General features: G+C 70.0%; 26 protein-coding genes and 3 pseudogenes. 14 read left to right on the forward strand and 15 right to left on the reverse strand.

Features of this window, described 5'->3' with window-relative positions; all coding sequences use genetic code 11:
• Nucleotides 1–185: 185 nt before the first annotated feature.
• From AB0J57_RS32110 to AB0J57_RS32135, 6 genes are all read right to left on the reverse strand, one after another.
• On the reverse strand, nucleotides 186–767 hold the full coding sequence (locus tag AB0J57_RS32110; protein WP_366131906.1) for a hypothetical protein: 582 nt from the start codon (nucleotides 765–767) through the stop codon (nucleotides 186–188).
• A 2-nt stretch (nucleotides 768–769) separates the two neighbouring features.
• Entirely contained in the window at nucleotides 770–4,714 is a 3,945-nt protein-coding gene (locus AB0J57_RS32115) for an ALF repeat-containing protein (RefSeq protein WP_366131907.1), read from the reverse strand.
• A 262-nt stretch (nucleotides 4,715–4,976) separates the two neighbouring features.
• A complete protein-coding gene (locus tag AB0J57_RS32120; protein WP_366131908.1) occupies nucleotides 4,977–6,080 on the reverse strand; it encodes a hypothetical protein in 1,104 nt (367 codons plus the stop codon).
• 145 nt (nucleotides 6,081–6,225) lie between these two features.
• The gene (locus AB0J57_RS32125) at nucleotides 6,226–6,855 is read right to left on the reverse strand and encodes an RICIN domain-containing protein (RefSeq protein ID WP_366131910.1); all 630 of its coding nucleotides are present in this window, start codon (nucleotides 6,853–6,855) and stop codon (nucleotides 6,226–6,228) included.
• 32 nt (nucleotides 6,856–6,887) lie between these two features.
• A complete protein-coding gene (locus tag AB0J57_RS32130) occupies nucleotides 6,888–7,520 on the reverse strand; it encodes an RICIN domain-containing protein (protein ID WP_366131912.1) in 633 nt (210 codons plus the stop codon).
• A gap of 89 nt (nucleotides 7,521–7,609) precedes the next feature.
• On the reverse strand, nucleotides 7,610–9,187 hold the full coding sequence (locus tag AB0J57_RS32135; protein WP_366131913.1) for an AbfB domain-containing protein: 1,578 nt from the start codon (nucleotides 9,185–9,187) through the stop codon (nucleotides 7,610–7,612).
• Nucleotides 9,188–10,014: 827 nt separating this feature from the next.
• Between AB0J57_RS32135 and AB0J57_RS32140 the strand changes: the two are divergent.
• From AB0J57_RS32140 to AB0J57_RS32150, 3 genes and pseudogenes are all read left to right on the forward strand, one after another.
• Nucleotides 10,015–10,300: pseudogene (locus AB0J57_RS32140) on the forward strand (DUF1524 domain-containing protein); the annotation flags it as partial.
• 821 nt (nucleotides 10,301–11,121) lie between these two features.
• Nucleotides 11,122–11,565 (forward strand): peptidoglycan-binding domain-containing protein, encoded by a 444-nt coding sequence (locus AB0J57_RS32145; protein WP_366131915.1) that lies wholly within the window; start codon nucleotides 11,122–11,124, stop codon nucleotides 11,563–11,565.
• Between the two features lie 55 nt (nucleotides 11,566–11,620).
• Nucleotides 11,621–12,067, forward strand: coding sequence for a peptidoglycan-binding domain-containing protein (locus AB0J57_RS32150; RefSeq protein WP_366131916.1), 447 nt, complete (start codon nucleotides 11,621–11,623; stop codon nucleotides 12,065–12,067).
• Between the two features lie 376 nt (nucleotides 12,068–12,443).
• Here the strand turns inward: AB0J57_RS32150 and AB0J57_RS32155 are convergent, their stop codons facing one another.
• Together AB0J57_RS32155 and AB0J57_RS32160 are read right to left on the reverse strand one after the other, a co-directional pair.
• Nucleotides 12,444–13,118 (reverse strand): response regulator transcription factor, encoded by a 675-nt coding sequence (locus tag AB0J57_RS32155; protein WP_366131917.1) that lies wholly within the window; start codon nucleotides 13,116–13,118, stop codon nucleotides 12,444–12,446.
• A complete protein-coding gene (locus tag AB0J57_RS32160) occupies nucleotides 13,115–14,413 on the reverse strand; it encodes a sensor histidine kinase (RefSeq protein WP_366131994.1) in 1,299 nt (432 codons plus the stop codon). Before AB0J57_RS32160 ends, AB0J57_RS32155 begins: the two co-directional genes overlap by 4 nt.
• 133 nt (nucleotides 14,414–14,546) lie before the next feature.
• Between AB0J57_RS32160 and AB0J57_RS32165 the strand changes: the two genes are divergently transcribed.
• The 3 genes from AB0J57_RS32165 to AB0J57_RS32175 all read left to right on the forward strand — a co-directional run bounded on the left by AB0J57_RS32165 (nucleotide 14,547) and on the right by AB0J57_RS32175 (nucleotide 16,979).
• Entirely contained in the window at nucleotides 14,547–15,455 is a 909-nt protein-coding gene (locus AB0J57_RS32165) for an ATP-binding cassette domain-containing protein (RefSeq protein WP_366131918.1), read from the forward strand.
• Nucleotides 15,424–16,311: an ABC transporter permease subunit gene (locus AB0J57_RS32170; RefSeq protein ID WP_366131919.1), complete on the forward strand. Its 888-nt coding sequence runs from the start codon at nucleotides 15,424–15,426 to the stop codon at nucleotides 16,309–16,311. Before AB0J57_RS32165 ends, AB0J57_RS32170 begins: the two co-directional genes overlap by 32 nt.
• 350 nt (nucleotides 16,312–16,661) lie before the next feature.
• Nucleotides 16,662–16,979 carry an excalibur calcium-binding domain-containing protein gene (locus tag AB0J57_RS32175; protein ID WP_366131995.1) on the forward strand — a complete coding sequence of 106 codons (318 nt, stop codon included), beginning with the start codon at nucleotides 16,662–16,664 and terminating at the stop codon, nucleotides 16,977–16,979.
• Nucleotides 16,980–17,112: 133 nt separating this feature from the next.
• Here AB0J57_RS32175 and AB0J57_RS32180 read toward each other — a convergent pair whose 3' ends face one another.
• Both AB0J57_RS32180 and AB0J57_RS32185 read right to left on the reverse strand, forming a co-directional pair.
• On the reverse strand, nucleotides 17,113–17,988 hold the full coding sequence (locus tag AB0J57_RS32180; RefSeq protein ID WP_366131920.1) for a PaaX family transcriptional regulator C-terminal domain-containing protein: 876 nt from the start codon (nucleotides 17,986–17,988) through the stop codon (nucleotides 17,113–17,115).
• On the reverse strand, nucleotides 17,985–18,629 hold the full coding sequence (locus tag AB0J57_RS32185; protein WP_366131921.1) for a GNAT family N-acetyltransferase: 645 nt from the start codon (nucleotides 18,627–18,629) through the stop codon (nucleotides 17,985–17,987). The genes AB0J57_RS32180 and AB0J57_RS32185 overlap by 4 nt, the downstream gene beginning before the upstream one ends.
• 116 nt (nucleotides 18,630–18,745) lie before the next feature.
• Here AB0J57_RS32185 and AB0J57_RS32190 point away from each other — a divergent pair, with 116 nt between their 5' ends.
• Together AB0J57_RS32190 and AB0J57_RS32195 are read left to right on the forward strand one after the other, a co-directional pair.
• The gene (locus AB0J57_RS32190) at nucleotides 18,746–19,810 is read left to right on the forward strand and encodes an alpha/beta hydrolase (protein ID WP_366131922.1); all 1,065 of its coding nucleotides are present in this window, start codon (nucleotides 18,746–18,748) and stop codon (nucleotides 19,808–19,810) included.
• Nucleotides 19,811–20,102: 292 nt separating this feature from the next.
• Nucleotides 20,103–20,516: a VOC family protein gene (locus AB0J57_RS32195; RefSeq protein WP_366131924.1), complete on the forward strand. Its 414-nt coding sequence runs from the start codon at nucleotides 20,103–20,105 to the stop codon at nucleotides 20,514–20,516.
• Here the strand turns inward: AB0J57_RS32195 and AB0J57_RS32200 are convergent.
• Together AB0J57_RS32200 and AB0J57_RS32205 are read right to left on the reverse strand one after the other, a co-directional pair.
• Nucleotides 20,470–21,078, reverse strand: a complete 609-nt coding sequence (locus tag AB0J57_RS32200; protein ID WP_366131996.1) for a transposase — start codon at nucleotides 21,076–21,078, stop codon at nucleotides 20,470–20,472. The genes AB0J57_RS32195 and AB0J57_RS32200 overlap by 47 nt on opposite strands.
• A gap of 37 nt (nucleotides 21,079–21,115) precedes the next feature.
• On the reverse strand, nucleotides 21,116–21,268 hold the full coding sequence (locus AB0J57_RS32205) for a hypothetical protein (protein ID WP_366131926.1): 153 nt from the start codon (nucleotides 21,266–21,268) through the stop codon (nucleotides 21,116–21,118).
• 366 nt (nucleotides 21,269–21,634) lie between these two features.
• Here AB0J57_RS32205 and AB0J57_RS32210 point away from each other — a divergent pair, with 366 nt between their 5' ends.
• A complete protein-coding gene (locus AB0J57_RS32210; protein WP_366131927.1) occupies nucleotides 21,635–22,123 on the forward strand; it encodes a hypothetical protein in 489 nt (162 codons plus the stop codon).
• Nucleotides 22,124–22,178: 55 nt separating this feature from the next.
• On the opposite strand, the pseudogene AB0J57_RS32215 reads toward AB0J57_RS32210, so the two are convergent.
• Nucleotides 22,179–22,372: pseudogene (locus tag AB0J57_RS32215) on the reverse strand (UTRA domain-containing protein); the annotation flags it as partial.
• Nucleotides 22,373–22,515: 143 nt separating this feature from the next.
• Here AB0J57_RS32215 and AB0J57_RS32220 point away from each other — a divergent pair.
• The 5 genes and pseudogenes from AB0J57_RS32220 (at nucleotide 22,516) to AB0J57_RS32240 (ending at nucleotide 24,364) form a co-directional block, all read left to right on the forward strand.
• Entirely contained in the window at nucleotides 22,516–22,875 is a 360-nt protein-coding gene (locus AB0J57_RS32220; protein WP_366131928.1) for an SMI1/KNR4 family protein, read from the forward strand.
• Between the two features lie 165 nt (nucleotides 22,876–23,040).
• Nucleotides 23,041–23,226 carry an HTH domain-containing protein gene (locus AB0J57_RS32225; protein ID WP_366131929.1) on the forward strand — a complete coding sequence of 62 codons (186 nt, stop codon included), beginning with the start codon at nucleotides 23,041–23,043 and terminating at the stop codon, nucleotides 23,224–23,226.
• The gene (locus tag AB0J57_RS32230) at nucleotides 23,160–23,897 is read left to right on the forward strand and encodes a hypothetical protein (protein ID WP_366132004.1); all 738 of its coding nucleotides are present in this window, start codon (nucleotides 23,160–23,162) and stop codon (nucleotides 23,895–23,897) included. The genes AB0J57_RS32225 and AB0J57_RS32230 overlap by 67 nt, the downstream gene beginning before the upstream one ends.
• Nucleotides 23,788–24,105: pseudogene (locus AB0J57_RS32235) on the forward strand (ATP-binding protein); the annotation flags it as partial. The gene AB0J57_RS32230 and the pseudogene AB0J57_RS32235, both read left to right, overlap by 110 nt.
• Nucleotides 24,104–24,364, forward strand: coding sequence for an ATP-binding protein (locus tag AB0J57_RS32240; RefSeq protein WP_366131997.1), 261 nt, complete (start codon nucleotides 24,104–24,106; stop codon nucleotides 24,362–24,364). The pseudogene AB0J57_RS32235 and the gene AB0J57_RS32240, both read left to right, overlap by 2 nt.
• Nucleotides 24,365–24,470: 106 nt before the next feature.
• Here AB0J57_RS32240 and AB0J57_RS32245 read toward each other — a convergent pair whose 3' ends face one another.
• Both AB0J57_RS32245 and AB0J57_RS32250 read right to left on the reverse strand, forming a co-directional pair.
• Nucleotides 24,471–25,133 carry a hypothetical protein gene (locus AB0J57_RS32245; RefSeq protein WP_366131930.1) on the reverse strand — a complete coding sequence of 221 codons (663 nt, stop codon included), beginning with the start codon at nucleotides 25,131–25,133 and terminating at the stop codon, nucleotides 24,471–24,473.
• A gap of 325 nt (nucleotides 25,134–25,458) precedes the next feature.
• Nucleotides 25,459–25,977, reverse strand: coding sequence for a TSUP family transporter (locus tag AB0J57_RS32250; RefSeq protein ID WP_366131998.1), 519 nt, complete (start codon nucleotides 25,975–25,977; stop codon nucleotides 25,459–25,461).
• Nucleotides 25,978–26,003: the final 26 nt, after the last annotated feature.

The raw sequence follows: 26,003 nt of genomic DNA on the forward strand, positions 1-26,003 counted from the left end.
CGCGTGGCCCTGTCCGGGCTCAGGCGCATACGCACACCACAACCGTGCGACTCGCGCGACACACCGGTGAGCCGGTGACGGGCACCGAAGGTTGCCATCACCCGCGGTGGCGGAGTGGTGTGCCGGTCGACCAAAGGGGAAAGCCCCGCCGGACGCGGGTCCGGCGGGGCCTTCCTCAGTTCGGGTCAGCGGGAGCCGACGGGAGTGATCGAGGTGAGCCCTCCTTCGCCCGTCTCGCCCCGGAGCTCCGGAAACGCCGACAGGAAGCGGTCGGCGAGCGAGGAGCTCATCAGCAAGCGGTCCGGGAGGGGCGGCAGGTTCTCCCCGTCGTACAGCACCGGTGAGTCCCAGTCGCCGGGGTCACCCGCGCCTCTGCGGTCGACGACCACGGCCCGGGTCGGTACCGGAAGTGCGGCGGCCGTGGCCAGGACGGCCGCCTCCACCGTGTCCGACTGCTCCGTGGTGAGCCCGTCCAGCCACAGGGTCTGGATCTCGCAGCCGAGCGGTTCGTAGACGTACTGGTCGACCACGTCGATGTCGGCGGACAGCCACCAGTTCGTCGTCAGGGACGCGATCCGCAGTCCCAGCAGCCGACCGAGTTCCTCCGGACGCAGGAGGACGTCGTCCCCCTCGACGTCGAGCACCACGGCCGCGCCTTTCGCGGGGTGCACGAGACTCAGACCGTGCGCCTCGAACAGCTCCGCCTGTGCGGCGAGGACCGGCGTGGCTGCCGACTCGCGGTACCAGCGGATGTATCCGTCACTCATGGTCAGCAGTCCGGCAGCGTGAAGATGTGCACATTCTCGTCTCCGAAGACCTTCTTGGCCTGCTTGATGGCCGATTCCGGGGTGTTGTCGGCGAGGTAGTAGACCGCCTTTACGCCCGCCTCGTCGGCCGCGTACTTGTTGATCTTAAGCTTTTTGCCGAAGTCGGCCGGATTGGCCGCCTTGGCTCCACCGCCGACGTACACGTACTCACCGTTGGGGCCGATGACGTCGAGACCGCTCGAACCGACATTGGGCATGACGATCTTGATGTCCTGGCCCTTGTCGTCCTTGGCGACCTTCCCGCCGACGAGCTTGGCGATGTACTCCTCACGAGCCAGACCGAGGTCTCCCGCCTCCTTGCCGCCACCGCCCGACGCGGCCGCCAGGGCGCGCTGCGAACCGAACGCCTTCGCGGCACTCCTCGCCGCCGGGCCGCTCTTCTTCCTGTCGGTCACACAGGCCGGGAGCTTGTTCCATACGTCGTCGATGACCTCCTCGCCCTTCTCGACCAGCTTCTTGGCCTTGGCCGACTTGTCGAGGAAGTCCTTGATGCCCCAGATCGCCTTGCCGATCTTCGGGAGCTTGCTGACGATGGCGGCTGCCTTCGTCCAGGGCAGGTTCTCCACGACCGCCCACAGGCAGGTCGGGATGTCCGGGTCGTCCCAGCACTCCTTGATCTTCTCGGCGGCGATCTCAACGAGGAGCTCGGCGCCGTTCTCCATCAGGTAGTCGAGGAGGTCCTGCTGGGCCAGAGCCCGGGCCGCCTCGTACTCGGCCGGGCTGATGCCCGCCGCCTCGAGCGCCTTGCGCTCGGCCGCGTCCAGGGAGTAAGGGTCACCCTTCTCCTTGGCCTTGGCGGCTTCTTCGCGTTCCTTGCGTTCGAGTTCGCGCTGGTACTCCTCGGCGCGCTTGGCCGCCTCGTCGGCTTCCTTGGCGTAGGTGCCGGCGTTCTTGGCCGCGGTTTCGGCGGAGGCGGCGTGCTTCTCGGCCGACTCGGCGAAGGTGTTGGCGTCGGCGGCGTCCTTCTCCGCCTGGGTGGCCGCCCCCTGCGCGACACTCGCTTCCTTCTCGGCGAGGGTGGCGGCGCTGTTCGCGGCCGCTGCGTGGTTGTCGGCCTCGGCGGCGGCGCCACGGGCACGGGCTGCTTCGGCTTCGGCCTGGGTGGCGGCGTTGCGTGCGGCGGCCGCGTCGGCGAAGGCCTGGTTGGCGGCCGTGCGGGCGAGTTTGGCATCGGCCTGGGCCTGGGCGTCGGCCTCGTTGGCCCGTGCCGCGGCGGCCCGGGCCTTGGCGCCGTCGTCGGCGGCCTGGGCGGCGGACTTCATCGCCGCTACCGAGGAGCGTGCCGCGTCCGCGGACGAACGGGCCGCTGCCGCGGCGGCCTTGAAGGCGGGTGCGACCTGGGCGTTGGCGCGGGCGGCGGCGGCCTCTGCCGCTTCGGCCGCCTTGAGCGCTTCCGCCGCTCTGGCTTCTGCCTTGGTGACTTCTGCCTGGCCCATGGCCTGGGCGGCCTTGGCCACCTCGGTGGCGAAGTCGGCGTCCACGTCCGTGCCGGTGAACGGCGCGGTGAGGGCGATGGCGGTGTTGGCCGGGTCGGCGATGCCGGCGGCGGTGGTGCGGGCCGAGGTGGCGGCCTGGACGGCGATGGTGGCCTGGAGGCGGGCCATGGCCGCTTCCCGGGTGGCGCCCTCGGCCTCTTCCTTGGTGCGGTTGGCCGCCTGGAGGGCGTGGTTGGCGTGGATGGCGGCCAGGCCGGCCAGCCGGGACGCCTCGTGGGCGGCGATGCCGGCGCGGGCCTCCTGCGCGGTGGCCTCGGCCGCCTTGGCGTTCGCCCGCTGGGCGGCGGCCCGGGTGGCGGCGGCCTCGGACTCGGCCCTGTTGGCCGCCGCGTTCGCCGCGAAGGCGGCCGCTTCGGCCTTGTTGGCCGCGGCGTTGGCCCGTGCGGCGTGCGCGGTGGCCTCGGCGGCCGCCGCTCGTGCCCGCGCGGCGGCACCCGCCGCCTCGATGGCCGCCGAACGGGACCGTACCGCTGCCGCGGAGGCCTGGTCGGCCGCGCCACGAGCCGTGCCGGCCGCCGTCCCGGCCGCGGTCGCGGCGGAGCGGGCCTCGGTGGCCGCCGCGCGGGCGGTCTCGGCGTGCTCGGTGCCCTTGGCCTTGGCGGCCAGCGCCTCACTCGCCCTGGCCCGGGCGTCTTCGGCCTTGTGGGCGCGTTCGGCCTCCACCGCCTTGTTGCGGGCGGTGCGGGCCTTGGCTTCCTCGCCCCTGGCCAGTTCGTCGGCCTTGGACGCGATGCCTTCCTGGGCCTGCGCGGTGGCCCGCTTCTCGGCCGCCACGGCCGCGGCGGCCTGTGCGTCGGCCCGCTTGGCCGACGCGGTACGGGCCTCGGCCTCGGCACGCGCGCGTGCCGCCGCGGCGATGTCGCGTTCGCGTTCGGCCCGCACCCGCGCGGCCGCCGCCAGATCCCGCTCGCGCTCGGCGATCGCCCGCTGCGCGGCGGCGATCTTCGCCTGGCGCTCGGCCTCGATCCGCGCGTCGCGGGTCTTCTTGGCGTGCTCCCAGGCCTGCTTCTCGGCCTGCTCGGCCGCGATCCTCGCCTGGCGGGCCTTGGCCGCCGCGTCCGCGGCGATCTTGGCCTGCTTGGCTGCCGCCTCGGCCAGCCGGGCCGCCGCCTTCGCGTGCTCCTCGGCGTTCGCCCGCCACTTCGCCGCCTGCTGAGCGTGCAGCTCGGCCTGGTTCTTCGAATTGAGCCCGGCCGCGTCGGCGGCCGTGGCGTCCACCGCGTGCCGTGCGGTCGCCGCCGCCGTGGCCGCCGCGGTGGCGGCACCCTCGATACCCGAGGCGACCTCCGCCCACTGCACACCGTGGGTCAGCCCGGTGGCGACCAGCACATCGGCCTGCACCTTGGCCTGCCCGGCCGCGACCTGCGCCGCCTTCGCCGCACCCTCGGCTATACCCACCTGCCGGGCGACCTCGGCCTTGACCGGCGCGTAGTCCGACAGACGCTTCCCGGCCTTGTCGGCCGCCAGCATCCGGTCGGCCTCACGCGACTGCGCGGCCGCCGCACTCATCGCGTTCGACGCGGTCTTCAACGCCCTGACCGCATCCCCATGCGCGGCGATCAGCTTCGTACGCGCCTCGGCGGCGGTGGCCGCCTTCTGCGCCAGCTCCCGCAGCCGCTCCGCCGCCTCGGCCGCCTCCTTCTGCGCCTTCTCGTGCGCCGCCCGGTCATCCGCGTCCTTCTGCGCGGCGACCAGGTAACCCTTCTCCAGGAACTCGGCGATCACCTGGGCGTCACCCGTGGCCAAAGCGGCCTGCGCGGCCCGCTTCACCTCCGGGCCACCCACCGCGACGAGCATCTCGACCCGCTTGCGGTTCTCCTCGGCCCGCTGCTGCTCGTTCTGCTCGGTGGCCTTGTCCCGCTGCCTGGCGATGTCCGCACCGAAGGCCAGGAAATCGGCCCGGTCCCGGGCCGTGCCCTTCAGGACCCGTTCGACCTCCGCGTTGAAATGCGGACCACCGGTCCCGCGGAGCGCCTCGATCTTCCGCCGGTTCTCCACATCGGCGGCGTCCCGCTTGTCCTTGGCACGCTGCCGCGCCTCGGCCTCACCACGCTCCAGGAACTCCCGGATCGCGTTCGGATCGGTACTCGCCAACGCCGCCTTGGCGGCCTCGCGGACCTCTTCCTCCTCGTCGAACTCCGCGAAGTCCTCCACCAACTGCCGGTCACGCTCGTCACTGATCCGGTCCAGCTCGGACGTGGCGGCGGGCGCCGGGGCGGTGTCGCTCTTCGGCTCCACCGCCCCCGCGAGCCTGTTCAGAGACTGGAGCGTCCGCGTCAGCGACGCCTGCTCTGTGCGTACGGAGGTTGCGGCGGCGGCCTCACCGGCGACGGTGCCCAGCACCGCCACGGCGACCGCCGCGGACACGGCCTTCCGTACATGTACGGCCACGCCGACGCGCAGCCCTCCGGCTCTGGGCCGGACTCTTCCCCACACGGGAAACCCCCTAGACGAATGATCGAGAATCCCGCCCCGGTCACGGGCGGGTGGTCGGTGCGCCGAGCGGCGGGCCATCGGGGCACCGGAGCCGGCCGGACTCCCGGCCGGCTCCGGTAACGGGCCGGCCGGGTGCTTCCCCGGCGCTGTCCCGGGTTCAGCTCCGGGTGTCGCCCCGGGTTGGGCTCCGGGTGCTTGCCCGGGCGTTGCCCCGGGTTCAGTTCCGGGTGCGGCTCTCGCCGTCCTGGGCGCGGTCGAACATGGCCTTCCAGAACGCGGCCGCCTCGTCCGCCGCCTGCCGCTCCCCGGTCCAGGCGGCCTCGTGGTCGTCGGCGGTGCCGGAGATCGCCTGCCAGAGGCGCTCGGCGGACTCGCGGGACAGCCGGGCGACGGTCCGCCAGTTGTCCGCCTGCGCGGCCGCGGCGGCCTGTTCTGCCTGCCAGGCCCGCTGCGCCGCACCGGCGTGCTCGGAGACCGCCTGCCAGGCGCGTTCGGCCTCGGCGCGGGCGCGTGCGGCGTCCGCCGCGCCGGCCACGGCCGCCTCGGCCGCCGTGGCCTGAGCGATCAGCCGGGTCAGCGTGTGGTGGCGTACGGCCTCCGCGTCGGCGATCCGGGTCCGGTACGCCGTCAGGTCCAGCGCGGCCCCGGTGGCCCAGCCGTAGCCGAAGAACTCCGCCACGTCGGTGTCCGTGGCTCCCGGCCGCAGCGCCCACTGGGCCGCGACCCGCACCTGCTCGCCCGGGTCCTGCGCGCCAAGAGTGCGAACGAACTCGCGGTCGGCGGCGGCGACGTCCAGCCGTTGCAGCTCGCCCGCCTCGCGCGCGGCGCGGTCGCGGCGCTGTGCCTCGGCGTACCCGGACGCGACGAACGCGGCCTGCTCGGCGACGGTCCCCTTGAGGGCCCGCGTCGCGGCCGCCCGCACCTGCGGGGAGAACTCCGCCGTGTGCGTGGCGATCACCCGCTCGCAGAACGCCTTGTTCCGGGCGCGGGTGTCGCGGGCGCGCTGCTTCGCGGCGTCGAAGCCGCCTCCGGGGGCGAGCCACTCGAGGAGTGCCTGGTCCCCGCGGGAACTGCGCAGCGCGTTCCACGCCGAGGTGCGCACCTCGGCGGCCGGGTGGGTTTTCGCCATCGACGTGACCCGCTTGCGGGCCTCCTCGATGGCGGCGGCCAGCTCCGGCGACAGCGCCTGCTGCGGCGAATCGGCCGGTACGGCGGTGACGGTGGCCGCCGCCTGCCGCGGTGCGGCGGCCGGGGTGGTACCCGCCCACGCCGGTAGGCCGCCCGCGAGGGCGATCGCGCCGGCAAGCGTGCCGACGGTCACCGCCCGCGCGCATCTCCACTGACGACTCAACTCAAGACCCCCTCGGGAATGAAGTACGGTTCACGGCCGCCGGGGCGGGACCGTGCGTACGGTCCCGCCCCGGCGCGACGTTCAACGGCGCGTCCGTGCGCGCCGTCCGGCCGGTTCACGCGACCGGCCGGACCTGCCACAACTGGGCGTCGGAGCGGTTGCACGTGTAGAGCTGCGCGTCGATGCCGTTGTCCTGCTTGGCGCTCGGCACGTCGACGCACATTCCGTCGGCGTGCGCGGGCTGGAGCTCGTACAGCTTGCGCACGGGGTCGACCAGCATCATCCGCCAGCGCTGGTGTTCCCCCTGACCGCAGGTGAACTGCTGGACGGCAGCGCCGTTCTTGACGCCCTTCGCCTGGATCTCGAGGCACTTGCCGCTCTTGACGTTGCGCAGCTCGAAGGTTCCGCTGCGCGCGGCGACGGCGTTCCACTTCTGGGAGTCGGTTGCGTTGCAGGCGTACTGCTGGGCGTTGATGCCGTCCGTGGTCTTACCGCCCTCGATCTCGAGGCACTTGCTGCTGTGGGCGGCGGTCAGGGTGATGACCTGCTGGTCCGCCTTCATGCGGGCGATGGCCTCCGCCCGCGCCGCGGCCGCGACGGCCGCGGCCTCGCGGGCCGCCTCGGCGGCGATGACGGAGGAGGTGGGCGTGCCGGGGTCACCGTCGGCCTGGACGGCGGTGGCCGTGCCGGCGAGGACGGCGACGGCCGCGCCCGCGGTCAGGACGGCCCGGATGATCCGAGACATGTGGGGATCCGTTTCTCTCGCGTGTACGGGGCTCAGGCGGCCGTGACCGGGTGGATGCGCCACTGCTGGGCGGGCGAGCCGTTGCAGGCCCACAGACGCGCGGTCGCACCGTCCGTCTTGCTCGCGGACTCGACGTCCAGGCAGCGGTTCGTGTCGGCGGCGAGGTGGGCGGGCCGCAGCTCGTACAGCTCCTTGGCGATGTCGACCATGACCAGGCGCCAGCGCTGGTTGTCGGCCCCCACGCACCACCACTGCTGGACGGCCGTGCCGGTCTTGATGCCGGCGCCCTCCACGTCGAGGCACTTGCCGCTGTGCCCGAAGCGCAGCTCGAAGGTGCCGGCACCGGTGGGCACCATGTCGACGCGCTGGTTGACGGCGTCGTCTGCGCAGGTGGACTGGACGGTGTTGACGCCGTTGCGGAGGCTGGCACCGGGGATGGTGAGGCACTGGTCGCTGTGCGCGGCCCTGAGCTGGACGCCCGGGGCCACCGCCACGGCGGCGGCCGCGGCCCTGGCGTCGGCGGGGGCCACGGTGGCCGTGGACACCGTGGTGGCCGTGGGGGTCGACGGGGTTCGCGCCTCGTCGGCGACGGCGACGGTCACGCCGCCGGTGAGCGCGGCGATACCGGCCGCCACGGCCAGGGCGGATCGGACGATCCGGGACATGGGGTGCTTCCGTTCTTCTCAGGTCTGAAGGGAGAGAGCTCGGCGGGAGGCGGCCGGCGCGCGTGCGGGGCCGGCCGCCTCCGGCGCGGTCAGCGCGCGAGGGGGGTGACGATCTTCCAGGACGCGTCCTGGGCGAAGTCCTTCTCGGCGTCGAAGCGGTTCTTGGCGCTCTTGTTGGCCACGTACAGGTCGCCGTAGTACTCGCGCAGGAAGCGGCCCGGCTGGCCGGCCGACTCGAAGGAGGTGCCGGAGCCGCTCAGGCCCTTCTTGGCGCACCAGGTGGCGTCCTTGCGGAACTGCGTGCTGTTGTCGCTCGCGGCCATCCTGACCCGGAGGTCCTTGTGCGTGAGGAAGTGGCCGATCTTGCGGGAGGACTCGAAGGACCAGCAACCGGGCTGGCCGTTGAGCGCGGGGACGACGATCCAGGTGCCGTCCTCCCGGTCGGTCTGCTTGGACGCGGCGGACAGGGGGGCGATGAACGCCTCCCCGGCGTCGGGCGAGGACTGGCGGATGTAGAAGCCCGCCGGCTTGCCGCTCGCCGGCTGGAAGGACTGGCGCTTGGCACGGTGCTGCCCTTCCATGAGGAACCGCGCGACGTCCTCGTCGGTGCCGGCCAGGGCCTTCTTCGCGGCGGCGACCAGGTTCGGCTGGACGCCGGTCTTCTCGGCGGCGGCCTGGATCTGAATCGCGAGGCGGCGGTTGGCCTCGGCGATCTGCTTGCGGCGCGCCTCGTCGTCCTTCTTGTACGCCTCTTCGGCGCCGGTGTGGATGAACTGCTTCCACACGGCCGGGTCGGGGCTCAGGACCGCGCGCTGCGCCGCCGCGTAGAGCTCGCTGCCCTTGGCGTCGGCCGGGGCGACGCGCAGCAGTTCGCGGATGAAGTTGTCGTCACTGAGGGCGAGCATGGCGTCGGAGGGCGTGATGCGGAAGAGCGCGGCCGCGTTGGTGCGGGCGGCGATCTCCTTGCGGCGTTCGGCCTCCGCGCGGTCCTTCTCCTCCAGTTCCTTCAACTCGTTGGCGACGTCGCGCTGGTGCGCCTCGCGGGCGCCGTTGGCGATGAACTCCTGCCAGGCGGCCGGCTCTCCGGCCAGGGCCGTCGCGGCGGCGGCGCGGACCTCGGGCCCGGCGGCCTCGTGGCGCATCACGGCGCGGATGAAGTTGTCGTCGCTGAGGTCGAGCAGATCGGGGCTGTTGGGGATGCCGACGGCGATCAGCGCCTGGGACTTGGCGAGCCGGGCGGCACGCGCGGCGTCGGCCTTGTCCTTCTCGCGCTGCTTGTCGACGGCGTACGCCTCGTGGATGCCGGTGACGATGAACTGCACGTGGTCGTCGGCCGATTCGCTGCTCATCGCGGCCTCGGCGGCCTGCCGCACCGCGTCGAAGATCTCACCGCCGTCCCGGGCCTTCTGCCAGAGGGCGTGGATGAAGTCGTGGTCGCTGAGCAGCAGGACGTCCGGGCTCGGGTCCAGGCGGACGACGGCTGCGGCGTCCACGCGCTGCGTGTCGGTGGTGCCGATCCCGGCCGCCGCGGCCGGAGCGGCCGGCGGGGCGGCGATGGCGGCCTGCGGCGCGGCCACGGCGGTGACGGAGGCGACCGCGGTGGCGGTCACGAGCCCGCGCGTGACGGCTCTCCGCACGCGGGCGGAGTTCGAGTTGCTGTTCTTCATTCGGGTTTCGGTCCCCCTGCTAGGTCCCGCACGCGGTTCCCCACGCGTGCCAGGTGGTCGGGGCGCAGTCTTGAAGATCACCCTGGGGGAGTCAAAGTGGAATTGACAGCTCCTGTCCGATCACCCACCGGTATGGCTGCTTAATAGCTCACTTGAGGCCAATCTTTGACTGAAAGATGACTTGAACGGACTGGGTCAGAACTCACGAGTAACACGGAATGCAACACTCCATATGTGATGCGGCCAGAGAGTACGGCAGCGCGCAGCGCCTCCGGCACGCCTCCACCCCAGGCGGCACACGGCGCGTCCGGCCCCGGAGTCCGGCCCGATGTCGCCGGTCCGCATCCGTGCGGATCATGTGAGGAAAAAATGTGGGCCGGTACACATCAACAAAGCCACCTTCCTGATGCCTTATCATGTGCCGCCAAACGCACCTCTGCCTGCCGCACACCGGCCTGGGCCGTGCACGGGCCTGGTGAGAAGCCCCCGATGCCCCGGCTTCCCGGTCGCCCGGCTGCCCCCGCCGCGGGCTGACCCGACCCCCAGTCCTCACGCTCTCCCGCGGCCTGCACCACCAACTCCAGATGACCACGTTTCAGGAGAGAGTCCACGACCCGCGGATTGACTCCTCCGTAGGAGTCTGCCTGCCACTCAAGATCTTCGACGTTCACCGAAGCAGAGTAGGAGCCACCACTGACAATGCGGTGCGCAGCGCCAGGCGCTGACACAGACCGTGAGGCGGCACTCCTGGAGCGACACCAACTCCACTCACTCAAGCACCAGAGTCTGGCAGGAACAGCGCACCCGTCGAATGACGCTCCCCGCCATCTGGCGCCAGCGGCTGGACTCCGGCGCGGCGCCAGGCGTACGCCAACGACCTGGACGCCGAGCGCTCCCTGATCGCTGTCACGGCTATGCCCAACCGGTCGAAGGCGGACCAGGGCCCGGCCGAGTGGATGCCGCCGGCCGCCCGTCAGCACTGCGCGTACGTCGCCGACTGGATCGCGACGAACTGCGCTGGCAGCTCACCGTGGACGACGCCGAGCGCCAAGCCCTCGTCACGGCGGCCGCCCACCGCCCGGGGGCACGGTGACGTACGAGCCGGTACCGTAACCCGTCGTCGGGATCGCCCTCCGGGTGAGCGCCTTGTCAGCCCCGCCCCCGCCTCCGCCTCCCGCGATCTGAAGCGGAGGCACAGGCGTATACGGCCAGCGGCCGGGGCCCGTAGTGCGTGATGCCAGCCGGGTAGGGGAGCGCGCTCAGGAAGCAGACGGCCGGCACCGGCATGGGGACCCCACATTGGCTTCGGTCTTACCCGCAGCGCCCAGCACCCCGCAGCAGCCCGTCATGCTCCCCGCCGCAGGCTGCCCAGGGCGGGAGGCCGGGGCGTTCGCCTGCCGTCATCCGCCACCACGAAGGTCATGGCGGGCAGTTCGCCGCCTACCAGGGTGCAGCCCTGAGGGGGCGCCGTCATAGGGCGGGACGACCATGGAATCCTTGCGGCAGCGCCTGCCCGTGCAAGGGTCACCTCCCATCATGCCCGTCGGCCTGGCAGCGGGCCTCACTCAGTGGCGCAAGTACGACGACAGCCAGGGCCGGCTCCGGGAACGACAGGCGCAGCGCAAGAACCCGGTTGGTCATCCGGTACTCCCGCAGGGACGCCGCCCGCATGCGCGGCCCCGCCGCCTGCCGGTCCGCCGGCGGACCCGGCCGTCGCCGCGCTGCGCCGCGTCGCCGACGATCTCAGGCTGGAGCTGGCGGAAAACGCGTGGCTGGGACTTTGCTCAGGGCGCACCCCGATGTGCACGGAAATCGGGAACCCTAGCCTTCCTTTTGAGCGGGCCGGAGCACAGGTTTCCGGCGGCTCGGCCCTGTACGGACGAGGTTTCCAGCAGGGCGTCGCGTTGTTCGGTTGATCTGGGGGCAGCTCGTCAATGCTGATCGGATTGAGGACTCACCGTGCCGTCACCGCAGGTGTGGTGGCGGTACTTCTCGGCACTGGCTTCCTGGCTGGCACGGCTGGCCAGGCTGAGGCGGTGGTGCCTGTTTGCGTGAAGGCCACCTCGGTGTCATGGGGTGCAGGACACGGGCCTGTGCCGTCGACGTCGGGAGGCTCGCTCAACTGCCAGCTCGGGCCGGGCAACAGCGGTGCCGGGGTGAAGGCTCTGCAGGCGGCGTTGAAGCTGTGCCACAAGAAGAACATCGCAGTCGACGGAGTTTACGGCGACAGGACCAAAAGTGCCCTCGCGGCGGTCCAGCGAAACAGCGGCATCAACGACGACGGCCTCTACGGCCCGCAGACACGCAACATCATCCTTTGGGACGTCACCGAGAAGACGCCCGCAGGAGGCACCTGGAAGTACTGCGACCGGCTCTGACATACCGGACCCGCTCTTCCTGTCGAACCATCGCACCATCTACGGAGGTACACCCATGTCCATCATCACCGGAGCCCGGCGCGTCGCTGCTGCCGGACTCGGCTCCGTACTGCTCGCGACCGGAGTGGTCGCAATGACGGCCACCCAGGCCCAGGCCGCTACCCCCATCTGCACCAAGACCGTCACCAAAACGTGGACGGACGGGTACGGCTACAAGTTCTCCGGCCCCGTAGCCGCTTCTTCGACCGGATCCCTGAACTGCCAGATGGGACCGGGCAACACGAGCTCGGCCGTCAAGGCACTTCAGAACTCCATCAACCGTTGCTACAACTTTGCCCGGATTGACGTGGACGGCATCTACGGCTCCGGGACCAAGGCTGCCGTAGCCAAGGTGCAGCGCTACCACGGCATCTCCGACGACGGCCTCTACGGGCCGAACACCCGGGCGGTCTTCAACTGGATCATTGTCGGCTCCCAAGGACCGGCCTGCCAGGACTTCTGAGCCAGACACGGAACTCACCCGACAGTGAGGCAGATCCTTTCGTACGGCACGAGATTGAGAGGCCCGCTCTGTGGGTTGGGTGTCCGGGCCCGTCGTTCCCGGCTCTCAGCCAGGGCACATGCCGATGTCGTGGGTTCCCAGCGAGTAAGTGAAAACATGAAGAGGCTGGCACTGCCCAGTGGTGGTGCCAGCCTCTCGCTGGGTGCTCTCGGGCGGCTCGCGGGTGAACACCTCCTGTTCGGCGAGCTTCAGTGCGTGTGGGAGCACTCTCCCGCGCGCCGCCTCCAGTCAGTGAACCGTCCGTACCAACGCCACGGAACGGAGGCTCGTGTGGTCAAATCCCGGCCTGGGCCATGTCGGCAGTCAGGAGAACTGCTCATGGGAAGTCCGCTCGGTAGGACGGTGCCACCAGGCCCGCTTCGTAAGCGAGGATCACGAGTTGTACCCGGTCACGGGCGTCGAGTTTGGCGAGCAGGCGGGTCAGATAGGTCTTGGCGGTGGCGATGCTGATACAGAGCTGGTCGGCGATCTCGGCGTTGGACAGGCCCTTGCCGACCAGGGTGAGCACCTCACGTTCCCGGTTGGTGATGCCGTCAAGTTCTTTCCGTCGTGGCGGCGTCGCTGTGGGGCGGGCGGCGAACTCCTTGATGAGTCTGCGGGTGACGCTCGGTGCGATGAGAGCGTCCCCGGCGGCGACGGTACGGACTGCGGCGAGGATGTCGTCCAGGGCCATGTCCTTGACCAGGAACCCGGATGCGCCGGCGCGCAACGCTCCATAGACGTAATCGTCGTCGTCGAAGGTCGTCAGGACAACAACGCGTGCGGTGCTGGTGCCCGTGGTGATGAGCCGGGTGGCCTCGATGCCGTCCATGCCGGGCATCCGGATGTCCATCACCACCACGTCCGGGGCGAGGTCCCCGGTCAGCCGGACCGCTTCCGCGCCGTCGCCGGCCTCGCCCACGACCTGAACGTCCGCGGTGTCGGTGACGACCATCTGCAGGGCGGCGCGGATCAGGGGCTGGTCGTCGGCGAGTACCACGCGGATGGTCATCCGGCTCCTGCCTTCGCTTCTGCTCCGGTCCCCGAGGCGGCGGGCACCGGCAGCCGTGCGGCCACCCGGAAGCCGCCACCCGGACGCGGCCCGGCGGTGAAGCGGCCGTCCAGCAAGGCGACCCGCTCCCGCATACCGACCAGGCCGAAACCGGTCTCCGTGTTCTTCGTGTTCGTGCCGCCGCCCTTCCCCCGGTCGGCGACCTCGATGACGAGCTCGTCCTCGCGGTATTCGACTCTCACCTGGCAGCGATCAGCGCCCGCGTGCCGTACGACATTGGTCACCGCCTCTTGGACGATTCGGAACGCCGCGAGGTCGATGTCCGCGGGGAGCGGGCGGCGCTTGCCCTGCCACGACACCTCCACGCGGACACCGGCGGCCGTGGTCGTCGCGGCGAGCCGTTCCAGATCCGCCAGGCCGACGGCCGGCTGCAGAGTTGCCTGTGTACGGCCCTGGTCCTGGCCGGTTGGTTCCCCCTGATCCTGGTGAGCAGGCTCCTGGTCGGCCTCTCGCAGCGCGCTCAGCATCCGCCGCAACCCCGCCAGCGTCTCACGCCCCACGTGTTCCACGGTGAGCATCGCCTCCCGCGCCCTGGTGGGCTGTGTCTCAACAACTCGGGCCGCGGCACCGGCCTGCAGGGCGATGATGCCGATGCTGTGGGCAACCGTGTCATGCATCTCGCGGGCAATGCGCAGCCGTTCGGCCGTGACCGCCTGGGCGGCGGCCCGGGCGTGGAGCTCCGCGGTGTGGACACGGGCCTGATGTACCGAGTTGCCGATGAGCCACGCGATGACCACCGTCAGGGCCACAAATGGTTCGGAGGCGGTGCCGGATTCTCCCCCTGTGATCCACCGCAGGACGAGGTAACCAGCGAGCACGCCCAGCGCCCCTGCGGCCGCGGTGATCGCGGTGCGCCGCGGACGGGTGGCCGCGACGTAGCAGAGGGCGACATCCACCCCCAGAAACTGCAGGGGCAGAACTTCGTCCTGCCGCCAGGCCACCGACGAGACGACCGTGGCGGCGATCACCAGACCGTACGCCGCCGCGGCCCTGCGGCGCAGCAGCGCGCTGCCGGCCAGGACCAGCAGGAAGGCGAGGGCAAGCAGTGCCCGGGCTCCGAGCGAATCGAGACCGTCTCGGGGATAGCTGAGGGAGTACTCATGCGGGGGCGGCATGAGGACGTACTCGACGATGGGCTGCACTGCTGCCATGCACCAGACCAGCGCCGTCCACAGGCCCGGCGGTATGCGCTTGAGCAGCGGCAGCGGCAGCGGCAGCGGCGGTGAGGCGGGCATGCCGAGATCGTAAGCGCGGACCCTCAACCGGTCATCGGCCTGAGGTCGTACAACCAGGGTCGACACCCGCGACCGGCCAATGTCAGCACCGGTCCGACGACGAGCGGGGGCGCCGAACGGCACCGTGGGCGCCGTGATCGAAGTCAACGAACTCACGAAGCGATACGGCGGCACGACAGCCGTCAAGGACCTGACCTTCACCGTGCGCCCCGGTCAGGTGACCGGATTCCTCGGACCGAACGGCGCCGGCAAGAGCACCACCCTCCGGATGATCCTCGGCCTGCACGAGCCCACCAGCGGCACGGTCACCGTTGGAGGCCGGCCCTTCCGCGACCGCCCTCGCGGCCTGCGTCATGTCGGTTCCCTGCTCGACGCGCACGATGTGCACGGCGGACGCAGCGCGGCGGCCCATCTGTCGGCCTTGGCGCGCGGCAACCGCATCCCGCGGCGCCGGGTGGACGAGGTGCTGAGGGAGGTCGGTCTCGCCGAGGTCGCCCGGCGCCGCATCGGCGGATTCTCGCTCGGCATGAAACAGCGGCTCGGCATCGCGTCGGCCCTGCTAGGGGACCCGCCGGTGCTGCTCTTCGACGAGCCGCTCAACGGCCTGGATCCGGAGGGGGTGAAGTGGGTGCGTGAGCTGTTCAGGCGGCTCGCGGCCGACGGCCGCACCGTGTTCGTCTCCAGCCATCTGATGTGGGAGATGGAGCACACCGCCGACCATCTGATCGTGATCGGCCGTGGCGAGCTGGTCGCGGCGGAGAGCCTCGCGAAGTTCTCGGCTCGCGGCGCCCGGAAGAGCGTCACCGTGACCACTCCCGCCGCGACGGCCCTGAGGGACCTGCTGACGGCCGAGGGCGCGGTCGTGCACGCGGAGGGCGAGCAGCTCACCGTGACCGGCCTGACCGCGGTCCGGATCGGCGAGATCGCCCGGCGGCACGGTCTCCCGCTGCATCAGCTCAGTACTCGGTCCGCCTCGCTGGAAGAGGCCTTCATGGAGCTCACCGCCGACCGTGTCCAGTTCCCTGGAGGAGACCCCCGATGACCGCGACCACGAACACGACCACGGACGTTCCCGGCGGCGAACGCGCCGCCCGCGAACCCGCGCCCGCTTCCGCGACCTGGTCGCCGCCGAGTGGATCAAGCACCGGTCGCTGCGCTCGACCTGGATCGCCTACGGGGTCACCGCTCTGGCCGCCATCGGTTTCAACGCGGGCATCGCTTATGACACGTACAGCCACTGGACGCTGCAGGTGTCGAAGGACCGCGCCGCCTTCGTCGGAGACGGGCTGGCGCTGCAGCAGGCGTTCAATTCGAACGCAGCCCTGCTCATGGCGCTCGCCCTCGGCGCCATCGGCGCCCTGGTGATCGTCGGGGAGTACAGCACGGGCACCATCCGGACGACGTTCGCGGCCGTCCCGGCGCGCGGTTCGGTGATGGCGGCCAAGGCGGTCGTCGTCACCGTGGTCACGACCGTCTTCGGCATGGTTGTCGCCGGGGCCTCGTTCGCTCTGACGCAGGCCATTCTCGATCGCCGGGACGCGGGCGTCTCCATCGGCGACCCGGGAGCCTTCCGTGTCGTCCTGGCCTCCGCCCTCCTCGCGCCGGTGTGCGCGCTCGCCGGCCTCGCGCTCGGCGCCGTCATCCGGCACACCGCTTCCGCCGTGATCACTTCGGTGGTGGTCATTCTCGTGCTGCCGCTGTTCCTGACCGACGGCCGCCACTGGTCGGCGGTCGTCGGGCACACCCTGCCGTACCGTGCGTGGCTGCGGCTCGTCGATGTCAACTACTCCCCGATCGCCTTCCCGTGGACCACCGGCGGAGCCTGGACCGTCTACACGGTGTGGGCATGCGCCGCATGTGCCATCGCCGTCACCAGCGTCCACCGGCGAGACCAGTGAGTGGTCAGACGTTGCAGAGTGGCTGAGTAGGTGTTTTTTGAACGCTGGCCGCGAGGTGTGTCCGGCCGGATGATCTGGGGCGTGGCGTCTGGCGGGATGGGGCGGCGGTACTGCCGGGAGTGTGGTGATCCGCTTCCGTCGTCGATGGCGGCGGAGGCTTCAGCGAGGCGGGCAGCGGGTTGCTCGGACGTGTACGGACGGCTGGTCGCAGCCGGGGCTGGACCGGCCTGGCTTGAGCGGGTCCTTCCCGCCCACCACGGTTGTCGGGAACCACCGCCTGTTGCCTGAGTCAGCCGGTAGTCGGGTGGCCGCCGGACCACTACGACGTGGGTTGGGAAAGCGCGTTCCCGATGTGTTCGGGCTCGGAAGCACGAAGGTCTGCTTCCAGAAGCCCGAGGCGGGGACGAATCTCACCCCTCGGCCAGAAGATCACCCTCTACGGCGTCGGATACGACGACCGGTGCCCGAAGGGGATCGGCGACCGGAGGGAGACGCCTGCACCGCTTCCCACTGGGGACACCAACGAGTCGTCGACTGCCTCGGGCGGCAGCGCCTGCTACCGGAACTGTGCCGCTGCCCGAGCGGCCGGCGCCGCCCCGATTCGTATCGGTGGTGCCGGCTACCGGGGCGCTCTGGATGGCGACAAGGACGGCGTCGCCTGCGACTGACCGCGTCCGCCCCCACCGACGCGGGGTGTCTTCGTACGCCCGCACGTGCACCGGTCGGTACGCATCAAAGTGCAACAACGTTGATCTGATGCCCGTCTGCCCGGAAGGAGGCTCTCGGTGCCTCACCCATTTTTCAGTGCGCGGCACGGTCTGCTACTTCTCGGGTGATGTCGGCGTAGAGGCGGAAGAGGGCCGGGCGGGCTTCGCCGTGGTCTCGGTGGCGCAGGGCGGCCCAGCACCGGGCGATGAGCTCCCGGGCCTGGGTGCCGGGCCATGGCTGGGGCAGGAGTTGAGGCGGCAGGAGTGGGTCGGGTTCCATGGCGCGAGTGAGTTCGGCGGCCAGTTCGACCGCGATCGTGAGGAGTGCGGTGGGGGAGAGGCTGTCGGGGCCGGTGAGCCGGGCGAGGCGGGGCTGGGCGAGGCGGCTGAGGCGCTGGTAGCGGTCGGCGATCTCCCGCAGCGGCCACAGGTGGCGGGCGAGTTCGGCGGGCTCCTGGGTGGCGCCCCTTCGCAGGTCCGTCGTGGTGAGGAGGGTGAGCGCGCCATGGGCGCCGAGGCGGCGGGCCGCTTCTTCGACGTACGGTTCCCAGGTGTTGGCGCAGACGTACAGTCCGCCCTGGAGTGGGGCACCGCCGAGGTGGACGAGGGTCTCGCGCAGGGAGTCCCGGGCCGTGCGCGCCGATTCGGGCACCGCGAAGGCGGCGAGGTGCCAGACACCGTCCCAGGGCGCGAGCCCGGCGTCCTGCTGGAACGCGTGCCGCAGGAAGTCCGCGTTGGGGGCGAGGGCACGCATGGTGTCCGCGGTGGCGTGCAGCTCTGCCTTGCGACCTCGGCCCTCGTGGGTGAACCGGCCTTCGGCCACGAGGCGTTTGACGCACAGCCGCACCTGCTGGTCACTCATGCCCAGGGTGTTGGCGACGGTGTAGAGCTCGTCCGCGCCGACGGTGCCGTCCTCGCGGATCAGCGCGTGGACGAGCATGCGGGTGGGGATCTCGATGTGTTCGGTCATGGTGTGCTCAGTCCTCTCGGCCCGTTCGCCCCGACAGGGCGGTGCATGGTGGTCACCGCGCCGAACCCCATCAGCCCGCGAAGCCAGGGCGTGTGCTCGGTCCGTACGGCCGTGAAGCCGCGCCGCTCGTACAGGGCCCTGGCGCGCGGGTTGGTGTCGATCACGTCCAGTCGGATCTCCCGGCAGTCCTGCTCAGCCGCGACTGCGGCCACTTCTTCGATGAGCAGGCTTCCGACGCCGCGGCCACGTATGCCCGGGTCCACGGCGATGCCGTCCATGACGAGCTGCCCGGGGGCCGGGTGGCGTTCGAACAGGGCGAGGAGCAGGAGTCGGTGCAGTCCCCGCAGGTGTCCGTACGCGCGCAGCACGGCGGCGGCCGAGCCCCCGGTGAGAGCCCGGCCGCCGAGCTGGTAGCCGGCGAGGCCGACGAGCTGCCCGTCGAGGAACGCGCACACCGCGCGGTCGGCGTTCAGGTGGGCGGCGATGAAGGGCACCGCCTTGTCCGGCGGGTTCAGGGCGGGTCCCAGTTTGCGGCCGAAAGCGTCCCAGTACAGCTCAGCCGCCCGCTGCTCGGCTCCCGCTGGAACGCCCTGCCGTACCGTCACCGGCCCGGTGCCGGCACCCGTCGCGTGCAGTTCCATGTCCGTGCCCCCATTTCCTCGTCCAGCCTCCCACTGAAACTATCACTTCTTACACGACCGTTCCTGCGGTGATAGTTTCGGTGCTGCGTAACCCCGAGCAGAGGCGGTCAGATCTCATGTGCCCGAAGGTCCAGCCCCGAAGGCGCGGGCTCCGCGCCGCCGTGTGGTCACTCGTCACCGTCCTGGTCGTGGCCACCGGCCTCACCGGTGTGGTGCTGTGGCAGAACACCTACGACATGGAGGAGCAACGCGTCTCCATCCGCCACGGCGGTCATACCCTCAACGGCGTACTGGCCGCCCCCAAGGACGGCCGCAAGCGCCATGGCCTGGTCGTGTACGTCCACGGCGACGGCCCCCTCGACGCCACCCACGACGACGGCTACAAGCCCATGTGGGAAGCGAACGCCAAGGCCGGGTACGCCTCCCTGTCCTGGGACAAGCCCGGCGTCGCGGGCGCACCCGGCGACTGGCTCGACCAGTCCATGGACGACCGGGCCGACGAGGCGGTCGCGGCCATCGCCTGGGCGCGCGCCCGCCCGGACATCGACCGCGACCGGATCGGGCTCTGGGGCGCCAGCCAGGCGGGCTGGGTCCTGCCGAAGGTCGCAGCGAAGACGCCCGTGAGCTTCGTCATCGCCGTCTCACCCGCGATCAACTGGCTCCAGCAGGGCCGCTACAACCTCCTCGCCGAGCTGCGCGCCGACGGCGCATCGGCGGCCCGCACCAAGGCCGAGATCGCCAAGAGCGACCACACCCGCCGGCTGCTGGCACGCCACGCGACCTTCGAGGAATACGTCACAGAGATGGGCGGCGACGCGAACGGCATGACCGCCGATCGCTGGGGTTTCATCTCCAAGAACTACACCGCGGACGCCACGCGAGACCTCCGCGCCCTGCGCGGCGTACCGGTGCTGCTCACCCTGGCAGGCCATGACATCAACGTGGACACCGCCGACACGGAGCGCGGCTACCGCAGGGCGCTGGACGGAGGCGGTGCGTTGACGGTCAAGCGATACCCGGACGCGGCCCATTCACTGCTCAAACGGTCCATCGAGCAGTCGGGCCTCAAGACCACGCTTACCGCGCTCTTCTCCCCCCGTTCGCTCTTCGCGGACGGATTCCTGGACGACCAACGGCAGTTCCTCAAGGATCTCGGCCGGGGCGGCAATGCCACTCCATGACACTCCCGCAAGACCGGGCATGGCGCGTGGTGCACGTTCGCGTGTACCGCCCGGTGCACCTTGAAGCGAACGCCGACACGCAGGGCCTTGTCACCGAAGGTGTTCCCGCGAGGTGAGCTGCCGCAGGATCGCTGCGGCCCGCGAAAGGTCATCCCCCGGCCCCCTCATCGTGCGCAGCACAACCATGGTCCCGAAACAAGCAAGGCCCGGACGCCTGGTCCGGGCCTTGCCTTCTCGAAGTCCTCTGGGGCCTGTCTCACCGGCTCATTTGATCTTGTGGCAAGATCGCGGGATGCTACGACTAACCGACTTCATCATCGACTGTCCGGACACGATGAAGCTGGCAGCCTTCTACTCCGAGGTGACGGGGCTTCCGGTCAAGGAGGGCAGTAACGAGAACTGGGCTGGTATCCAGCTCGGCGAGATCGAACTGGCCTTCATCCAGGTGGAGGACTACCGCGCCCCGCAGTGGCCCGACAGCGAGCACCCCAAGCAGTTCCACCTCGACTTCGAAGTCGACGACATCGAGGCCGAACAGCGCCGCGTCCTGGCCCTCGGCGCGACCCTGCAGCGGGACTGCATCGGTCCCGACGGCTACGGCTTCCGCGTCTACACCGACCCCATTGGCCACCCCTTCTGCCTCTGCCGCAACAAGGGTGTCATCTGGACCGATCAGGGCCCCGTCTGGCCCAAGCGCGACCAGTAGGCCGTGTTTCGAAGTAGGTGGAGCCATTCGTTGACGGCGGTGATGTGGACGGTGGCCAGGTAGCTGACGGCGAGCTTGTCGAACCGGGTGGCTGCCACCCGGTGGCGTTTGAGGCGGTTGCTGCCGCACTCCACGGCGTGCCGGCCGCGGTAGTCGATCGGGTCGAAGGCGGCCGGCCGCCACGGCTGCCGCGCCTGCGCCGGTGACCGGCATGGTCAGCAGGCTCGGGAATGGTGCAGGCGATCTGGCGCCGACGCAGGTGGGCGCGGATGGCGCGGGAGGAATACGCCTTGTCGACGCGGACCCGCTGCGGCCGGGTCCGCGGTCGGCCACCATCCGGCCGGGCGATGCGGATACCGGCCATCACCGCCTCGAAGTGCGGGGCATCCGCGGCCTGCCCGGCGCTCAGGACCAGCGACAAGGGCCTTTGCCCCTGTTCGCAGGCCAGGTGCAGTTTGGTCGACAGCCCGCCGCGGAGCGGCCCCGCGCGTGATCGCCCGGCTCCGGAGTGCTCCCGCCTGGCGAACCAGGAATCTCCCGGTGCGCGATGTCGAGCAGCCAGGGCAGATCAACCTGAAGGATCAGGGCGCGGGAGCGGTTCAGGCGGCATCGACACTGCGGCCGGCGCGGCCCCCGAAGCGTTCCGCGAAGCCCTCGGCGTGCTGGCTGATGAAGGACCGAGCGCCCTCCACGAAGCGGACCCGCGTGAGGTCGGCGGCCAAGACCTGGCCGGCGTACGCCTCAGCGGCCACACGCTTCTCCGCCGCGGCGCGCTGCAACTGCTCGTACGCCTCGTCGCTGATCTAGATACGGATTTCCCGAGCCATGCCCCCACGGTATCCGGAGGCTCCTGACGGCGGCAGACGAACGGTCCGGCTGACTTTCTGAGCCAGCCGTTGGCCGGCGCGCCCTCGGGAACCCACTCAAACTGACCCGAGGAAGTAACCGTCGGGCAGGGCGTTTTGACCGTTGTTCCGCCCCGTTCTGCGTACTTAATGCGTTTCAGGATCCTCACCAGGTTGGTCTGGATTCGTGGGCGATGCGACGGGTCAAAACGCCCTCTTAAGGGCCCCGGCCCGCCCTTCACTTCGACAAGCCGGTGCTGAGAAACTTCAGACATGGGATCTTGGGGAACCTTGGGGCCGGCGCTGTTGTCCTTGGTGGGTGTTGTGCTGGGCGCGGGCGGGTCGTTCTTCGGCCAGTATCTGATGTCGAGGGCGAGCAGTCGGCAGGTGGACGTACAGGAATCTGCCGCGCACCGCGCGGAGCTCAAGGATGCCGTCCTGAAGTTCCTGAGCATTGCGTCACAGGTGGAGAAGGCGACAGCCGCGCGCTCACAGAGCGTCGAGACGGCATCCGCTCCCGCACTCGACCAACTCGTCGATGACCTGTGGCTCGCGCAGAAGGGAATCGACCTTGCGGCAAGAAGCGAGCCCCTGCGGGGCGCTACCTACCGTTACGCGGCCAGCCTCACTGCAGCAGCGCGAGGCGAGGTAGCTGAAGCATCCGCATTGGGCAGACTGCAGGCACAATTCATGGACGCCGCGTATGACGACATGTGGCCACGTCAGCGACGAACAGCCGAGGCGTCTATCACAGCTCAGTGAGCGACGGGGCAGCGCTGTCCGACTGCTGAGATCAAGGTATCGCAGCCATAAGATGCTCGGTGTAGGCGGTTCGGCAGACCTTCATCACGGGCGTGCTGCGTGACAGGTTCGGAGCGCCCTCTCGTCGGCGGATGGCATCCTCACCCGGATCTCCTCCCGGAAGTGGGCCGGCGCGAAGCCAAGGTCGGCGAGCCGTGCGTAGATGCCCCCGGGGCCTGTGTCCACCTCCGTGATGGCAGTCCCCGCGATCCTGTCTAGGACGGTCTTCTTTGGCCCCGCGACGACTTCGTCAGGCCCCGGGGAGGAACGGTTTGAAGTGGCCCCACCTGGCTTTCCGGAGGGCAGGGTGCCCCGCTGGGCCCGATGTCGGTGGCAGCGTCCAGCTTTTGCGCATGGCTGATCAGGAATGGACGGGCGTCCGTCAGCGGGTCGAGGCATTGGGGACGTCTCCCGAGAGCAAGGAGGTGTTCGGGGCCTTGGGGCACAAGTGGGTTCTGCAGGAGCCGCTCAGCCATGCTCAGCTCTCTGAGCTTGAGGCGCAGATGAAGGTGCGGCTACCAGAGGAATTTCGATCCTTCCTTGTTCGAGTCGGCGCGGGTGGCGCAGGTCCCGCCTACGGCGTTTTCCCGGTGCAGCGAGTGCAAGGCCGCTGGCGGTGGGAGGGCGATGGCGCCGAGCTGGCGGACCTGTCCCGGCTTGCCGAGCCCTTTCCGGAGCAGGGTCTGGATCCTGCTTTTATCGGGGCGAAGTAGAGCCAGGGCTTCGGCGTGAATGGGAGCCAGTGGTTCTTTGTGAGTTCGGGAGCCAGTCGGTGTGATGGTGTGGAACATGCCGCTTTCGGAGTATTCGCGAGTGGTTGCTCTGGTTGGCCGTCACGCTGTGCCTGTTGATCACGGTCCAGGTCAGGGAGACCGCTGGTGCACAGGTCACGTGAGTGGCTGTTCGAGAGGATCCGCCAGGCTCATCGCGAGCAGGGGCTGTCAGGGCGGGAGCTCGCCGCGCGGTTCAAGGTGTCGCGAAACACGGTGAGGAAACGTTGGAGTCGCCGGTGCCGCCGAAACGGAAGTCGCCGCCGCCACGCAAGAGCGTGCTGGAGCCGGTGAAGGGCTTCATCGACGCGATGCTGCGTGAGGACCTGGACGCGCCGGCGAAGCAGAAGCACACGATCCCGCGGATCATGGAGCGTCTGGCGGCGGAGCACGATTTCGAGCTGGCTCGCCAGACCGCGGTCTGGGAGTACGTGTCCAAGCGGCGGCCGCAGATCAGGGCGGAAGCCATGGAAGGGCGTCGGCACCTGGACGGGACGGTGCCACAGGCGAAGAGGCCGGGCGAGGAGGCGGAGGTCGACTTCGCGGACTTCTGGCTGGACCTGGCCGGGCAGCGCCGCAAGTGCGTGCTGTTCACCCTGCGGCTGTCCTACTCGGGCAGGGCGGTGCACCGGGTCTACGCGACCGCGTCCCAGGAGGCGTTCCTGGAAGGGCACGTGGAGGCGTTCACGGTGCTGGGCGGGGTGCCGTCAGTGCACATCCGCTACGACAACCTCAAGCCCGCGGTCAAGCAGGTGCTCTTCGGACGTTCCCGGCTGGAGTCGGCCAGGTGGGCTGGACATGCTCCAGGCCGAGCAGGCCGACCGGGACCTTCGCCGCCAGCAGCGGCTGCTGCGGCTGGCCCGTTTTCCCAGGCCCAAGCGGCTGGAGGACTTCGACTTCGCGAAGAACCCCAACGTCACACCCGAGGTCGTCGCCGACCTGAAGTCACCGACCTGGGTCCGTGAGGGCCGGCCGCTGGTGCTGATCGGCGACTCCGGCACCGGCAAGTCCCACCTGCTGATCGGCATCGGCACCGCGATCGCCGAGACCGGCCTGTCCGTGCGCTACACCACCACCAGCGCGCTGGTTAACGAACTCGCCGAGGCCGACGCCAACCGCCGCCTGTCCTCGGTCATCGCACGCTACAGCAAGATCGACCTTCTCTCTCTGCCTGGACGAGTTCGGCTACCTCAACCTGGACCGCAAGGGCGCCAAGCTGCTGTTCCAGATCTTCACCGAGCGCGAGGAGCGCAAGGCCACCGCGGTCGCCACGAACTCACCCTTCACCGAGTGGGACAAGACCTTCGGCGACGCCCGCCTCTGCGCGGCCATCGCCGACCGGATCACCTTCCGCTGCACGCTGATGCAGACCGGCACCGAGTCCTACCGCTACCAGACCACGCAGGAATCCCTCTTCACCGCCCAGAGCTGACAACCCGCCAGGCAGCACGAAGGACCTGGCCCTTACCGATGGCTGGCTCTGCGCACAAGAAGCGGTTCTGGCTCAGCTTTTGTTTGCGTCGTGAGGCGCCGTTGGTTCAGTGCTGGAGAACGCAGTCATCAGCTGCCAGGTGCAGGTGCCGAAGGGTTTCCAGTTCGGTGGTGGGGAAGGCGTGCAGCTGCCACTTCTGGAGGTAGCCGTCCTCGCCGTGGGTTCGCCACACCTTCTCGGCAGCCATCAGGACCGCATGTGCCAGGGAGGTGCGAGGACGTGTGGACGTCCACACGAGGGTGCCCTTCCCGTCCGGTGCGTCGCAGCTCGTCGACATGTCCGGGAAGCGACGGATCGTGATGTGCACGTCGCTGTTTCGGCGACGAAGAATCCACCGCGCCTCTGCCGGTTCGAGGTCGAACGAGAACCGCTGGATGCCATGGGGGCCGTAGAGGCCCGTCACGCCTTTCAACAAGTCGGCGAGCGCGTTTGTGCAGTAGCTGACGCTGTCCCGGTGCTTCGTCGAGCCGTCCCAGATCCTGCACGTCGCCCAGCCGGAGCCGCTCAGTTCCCAGCTGAAGTGCAAAGACCTCGTCACTGAATCCCCCTGATCGTTTGCGGACAACGCTACAGCGGTGCTGAAGACGTGGGACGGCCTGGTACGCCACTCATCCGTGCATACCCAGCCGTTCTTCGCGGCTTCCGTGTGTGGTTCGGTGTCGCCGCTTTCGGGCATGTCGAACCAGTAGAAGTGGTCCGCCGCGTTCACGTTGCGGAGGTGCGCAACGATGGTGGTCCCCTGCGAGAGCCGGCTGGGCCAGTGCGTCAGGCACTCCGAGGAACCCAACGGGCTCGATCACGACATGCTGTCGCAGTGCTCTCGCTTCGCGTGGGGTGGGCCCTGGCCAAGGTTTGTCAGGGAGGCAACCCGGGCCCGCGACCACACGTTATCGACGACACTGACCCGGTCCTTTCGGACACTCCACCCAGACCCGCCCGGTCACCCGATCAGTGGCTCCCAATCCCGCCGAAGTGGCTCCCGAACTCACCGAAGAACATCCGCCCCGGGCGAGTACGCCACCGCCACGAACGGCCTACACGCGGCTCCCGTTCACACCGAAGCAGTGGCTCTCATATGACCCGACAAAATCACCACCCCCGTCGTGGCCTGAACCGGGGTAAACACCGAGACTGCCCAGCTCCGTGGTGTGGGTCAGGATCAGGGCGCCGGCCATGGCCACCATCAGGACTGCAAGCACCTTGTACAGCGTGGCGGTACGCATCCGCACCGCCCAGGAAGCGCCGGCCCAGGCACCCAGCAGGCTTCCGGCGAGCAGGTTGACCGCGATCGCCCGGTGCGCGCCCAGGTCGGAGAGGGACACGGCGGCTAGCCGGGTCGGCAGCGCGGTCCTCACCACCATCAGGCTCATCGCCTTGTTCAGGATGACCGCTGACAGGGCCGCGAACCCGAACACGCCGATCAGTCGTGGCAGCCGGAACTCCGCGCCGCCCAGCACAATCGTGCCGCCCAGCGCACCGACCCCGGCCCCGCAGGCGAACGTCAGGGGCAGCGAGCAGACGGCCCGGCCGGGTAGCACAGGGGTGGTGGTCATCACGGACGGTGCCTTTCTGCGGCGGC

Origin of the sequence: Streptomyces sp. NPDC049837 (genome assembly GCF_040674455.1) — a bacterium.
Taxonomy (GTDB): Bacteria; Actinomycetota; Actinomycetes; order Streptomycetales; family Streptomycetaceae; genus Streptomyces.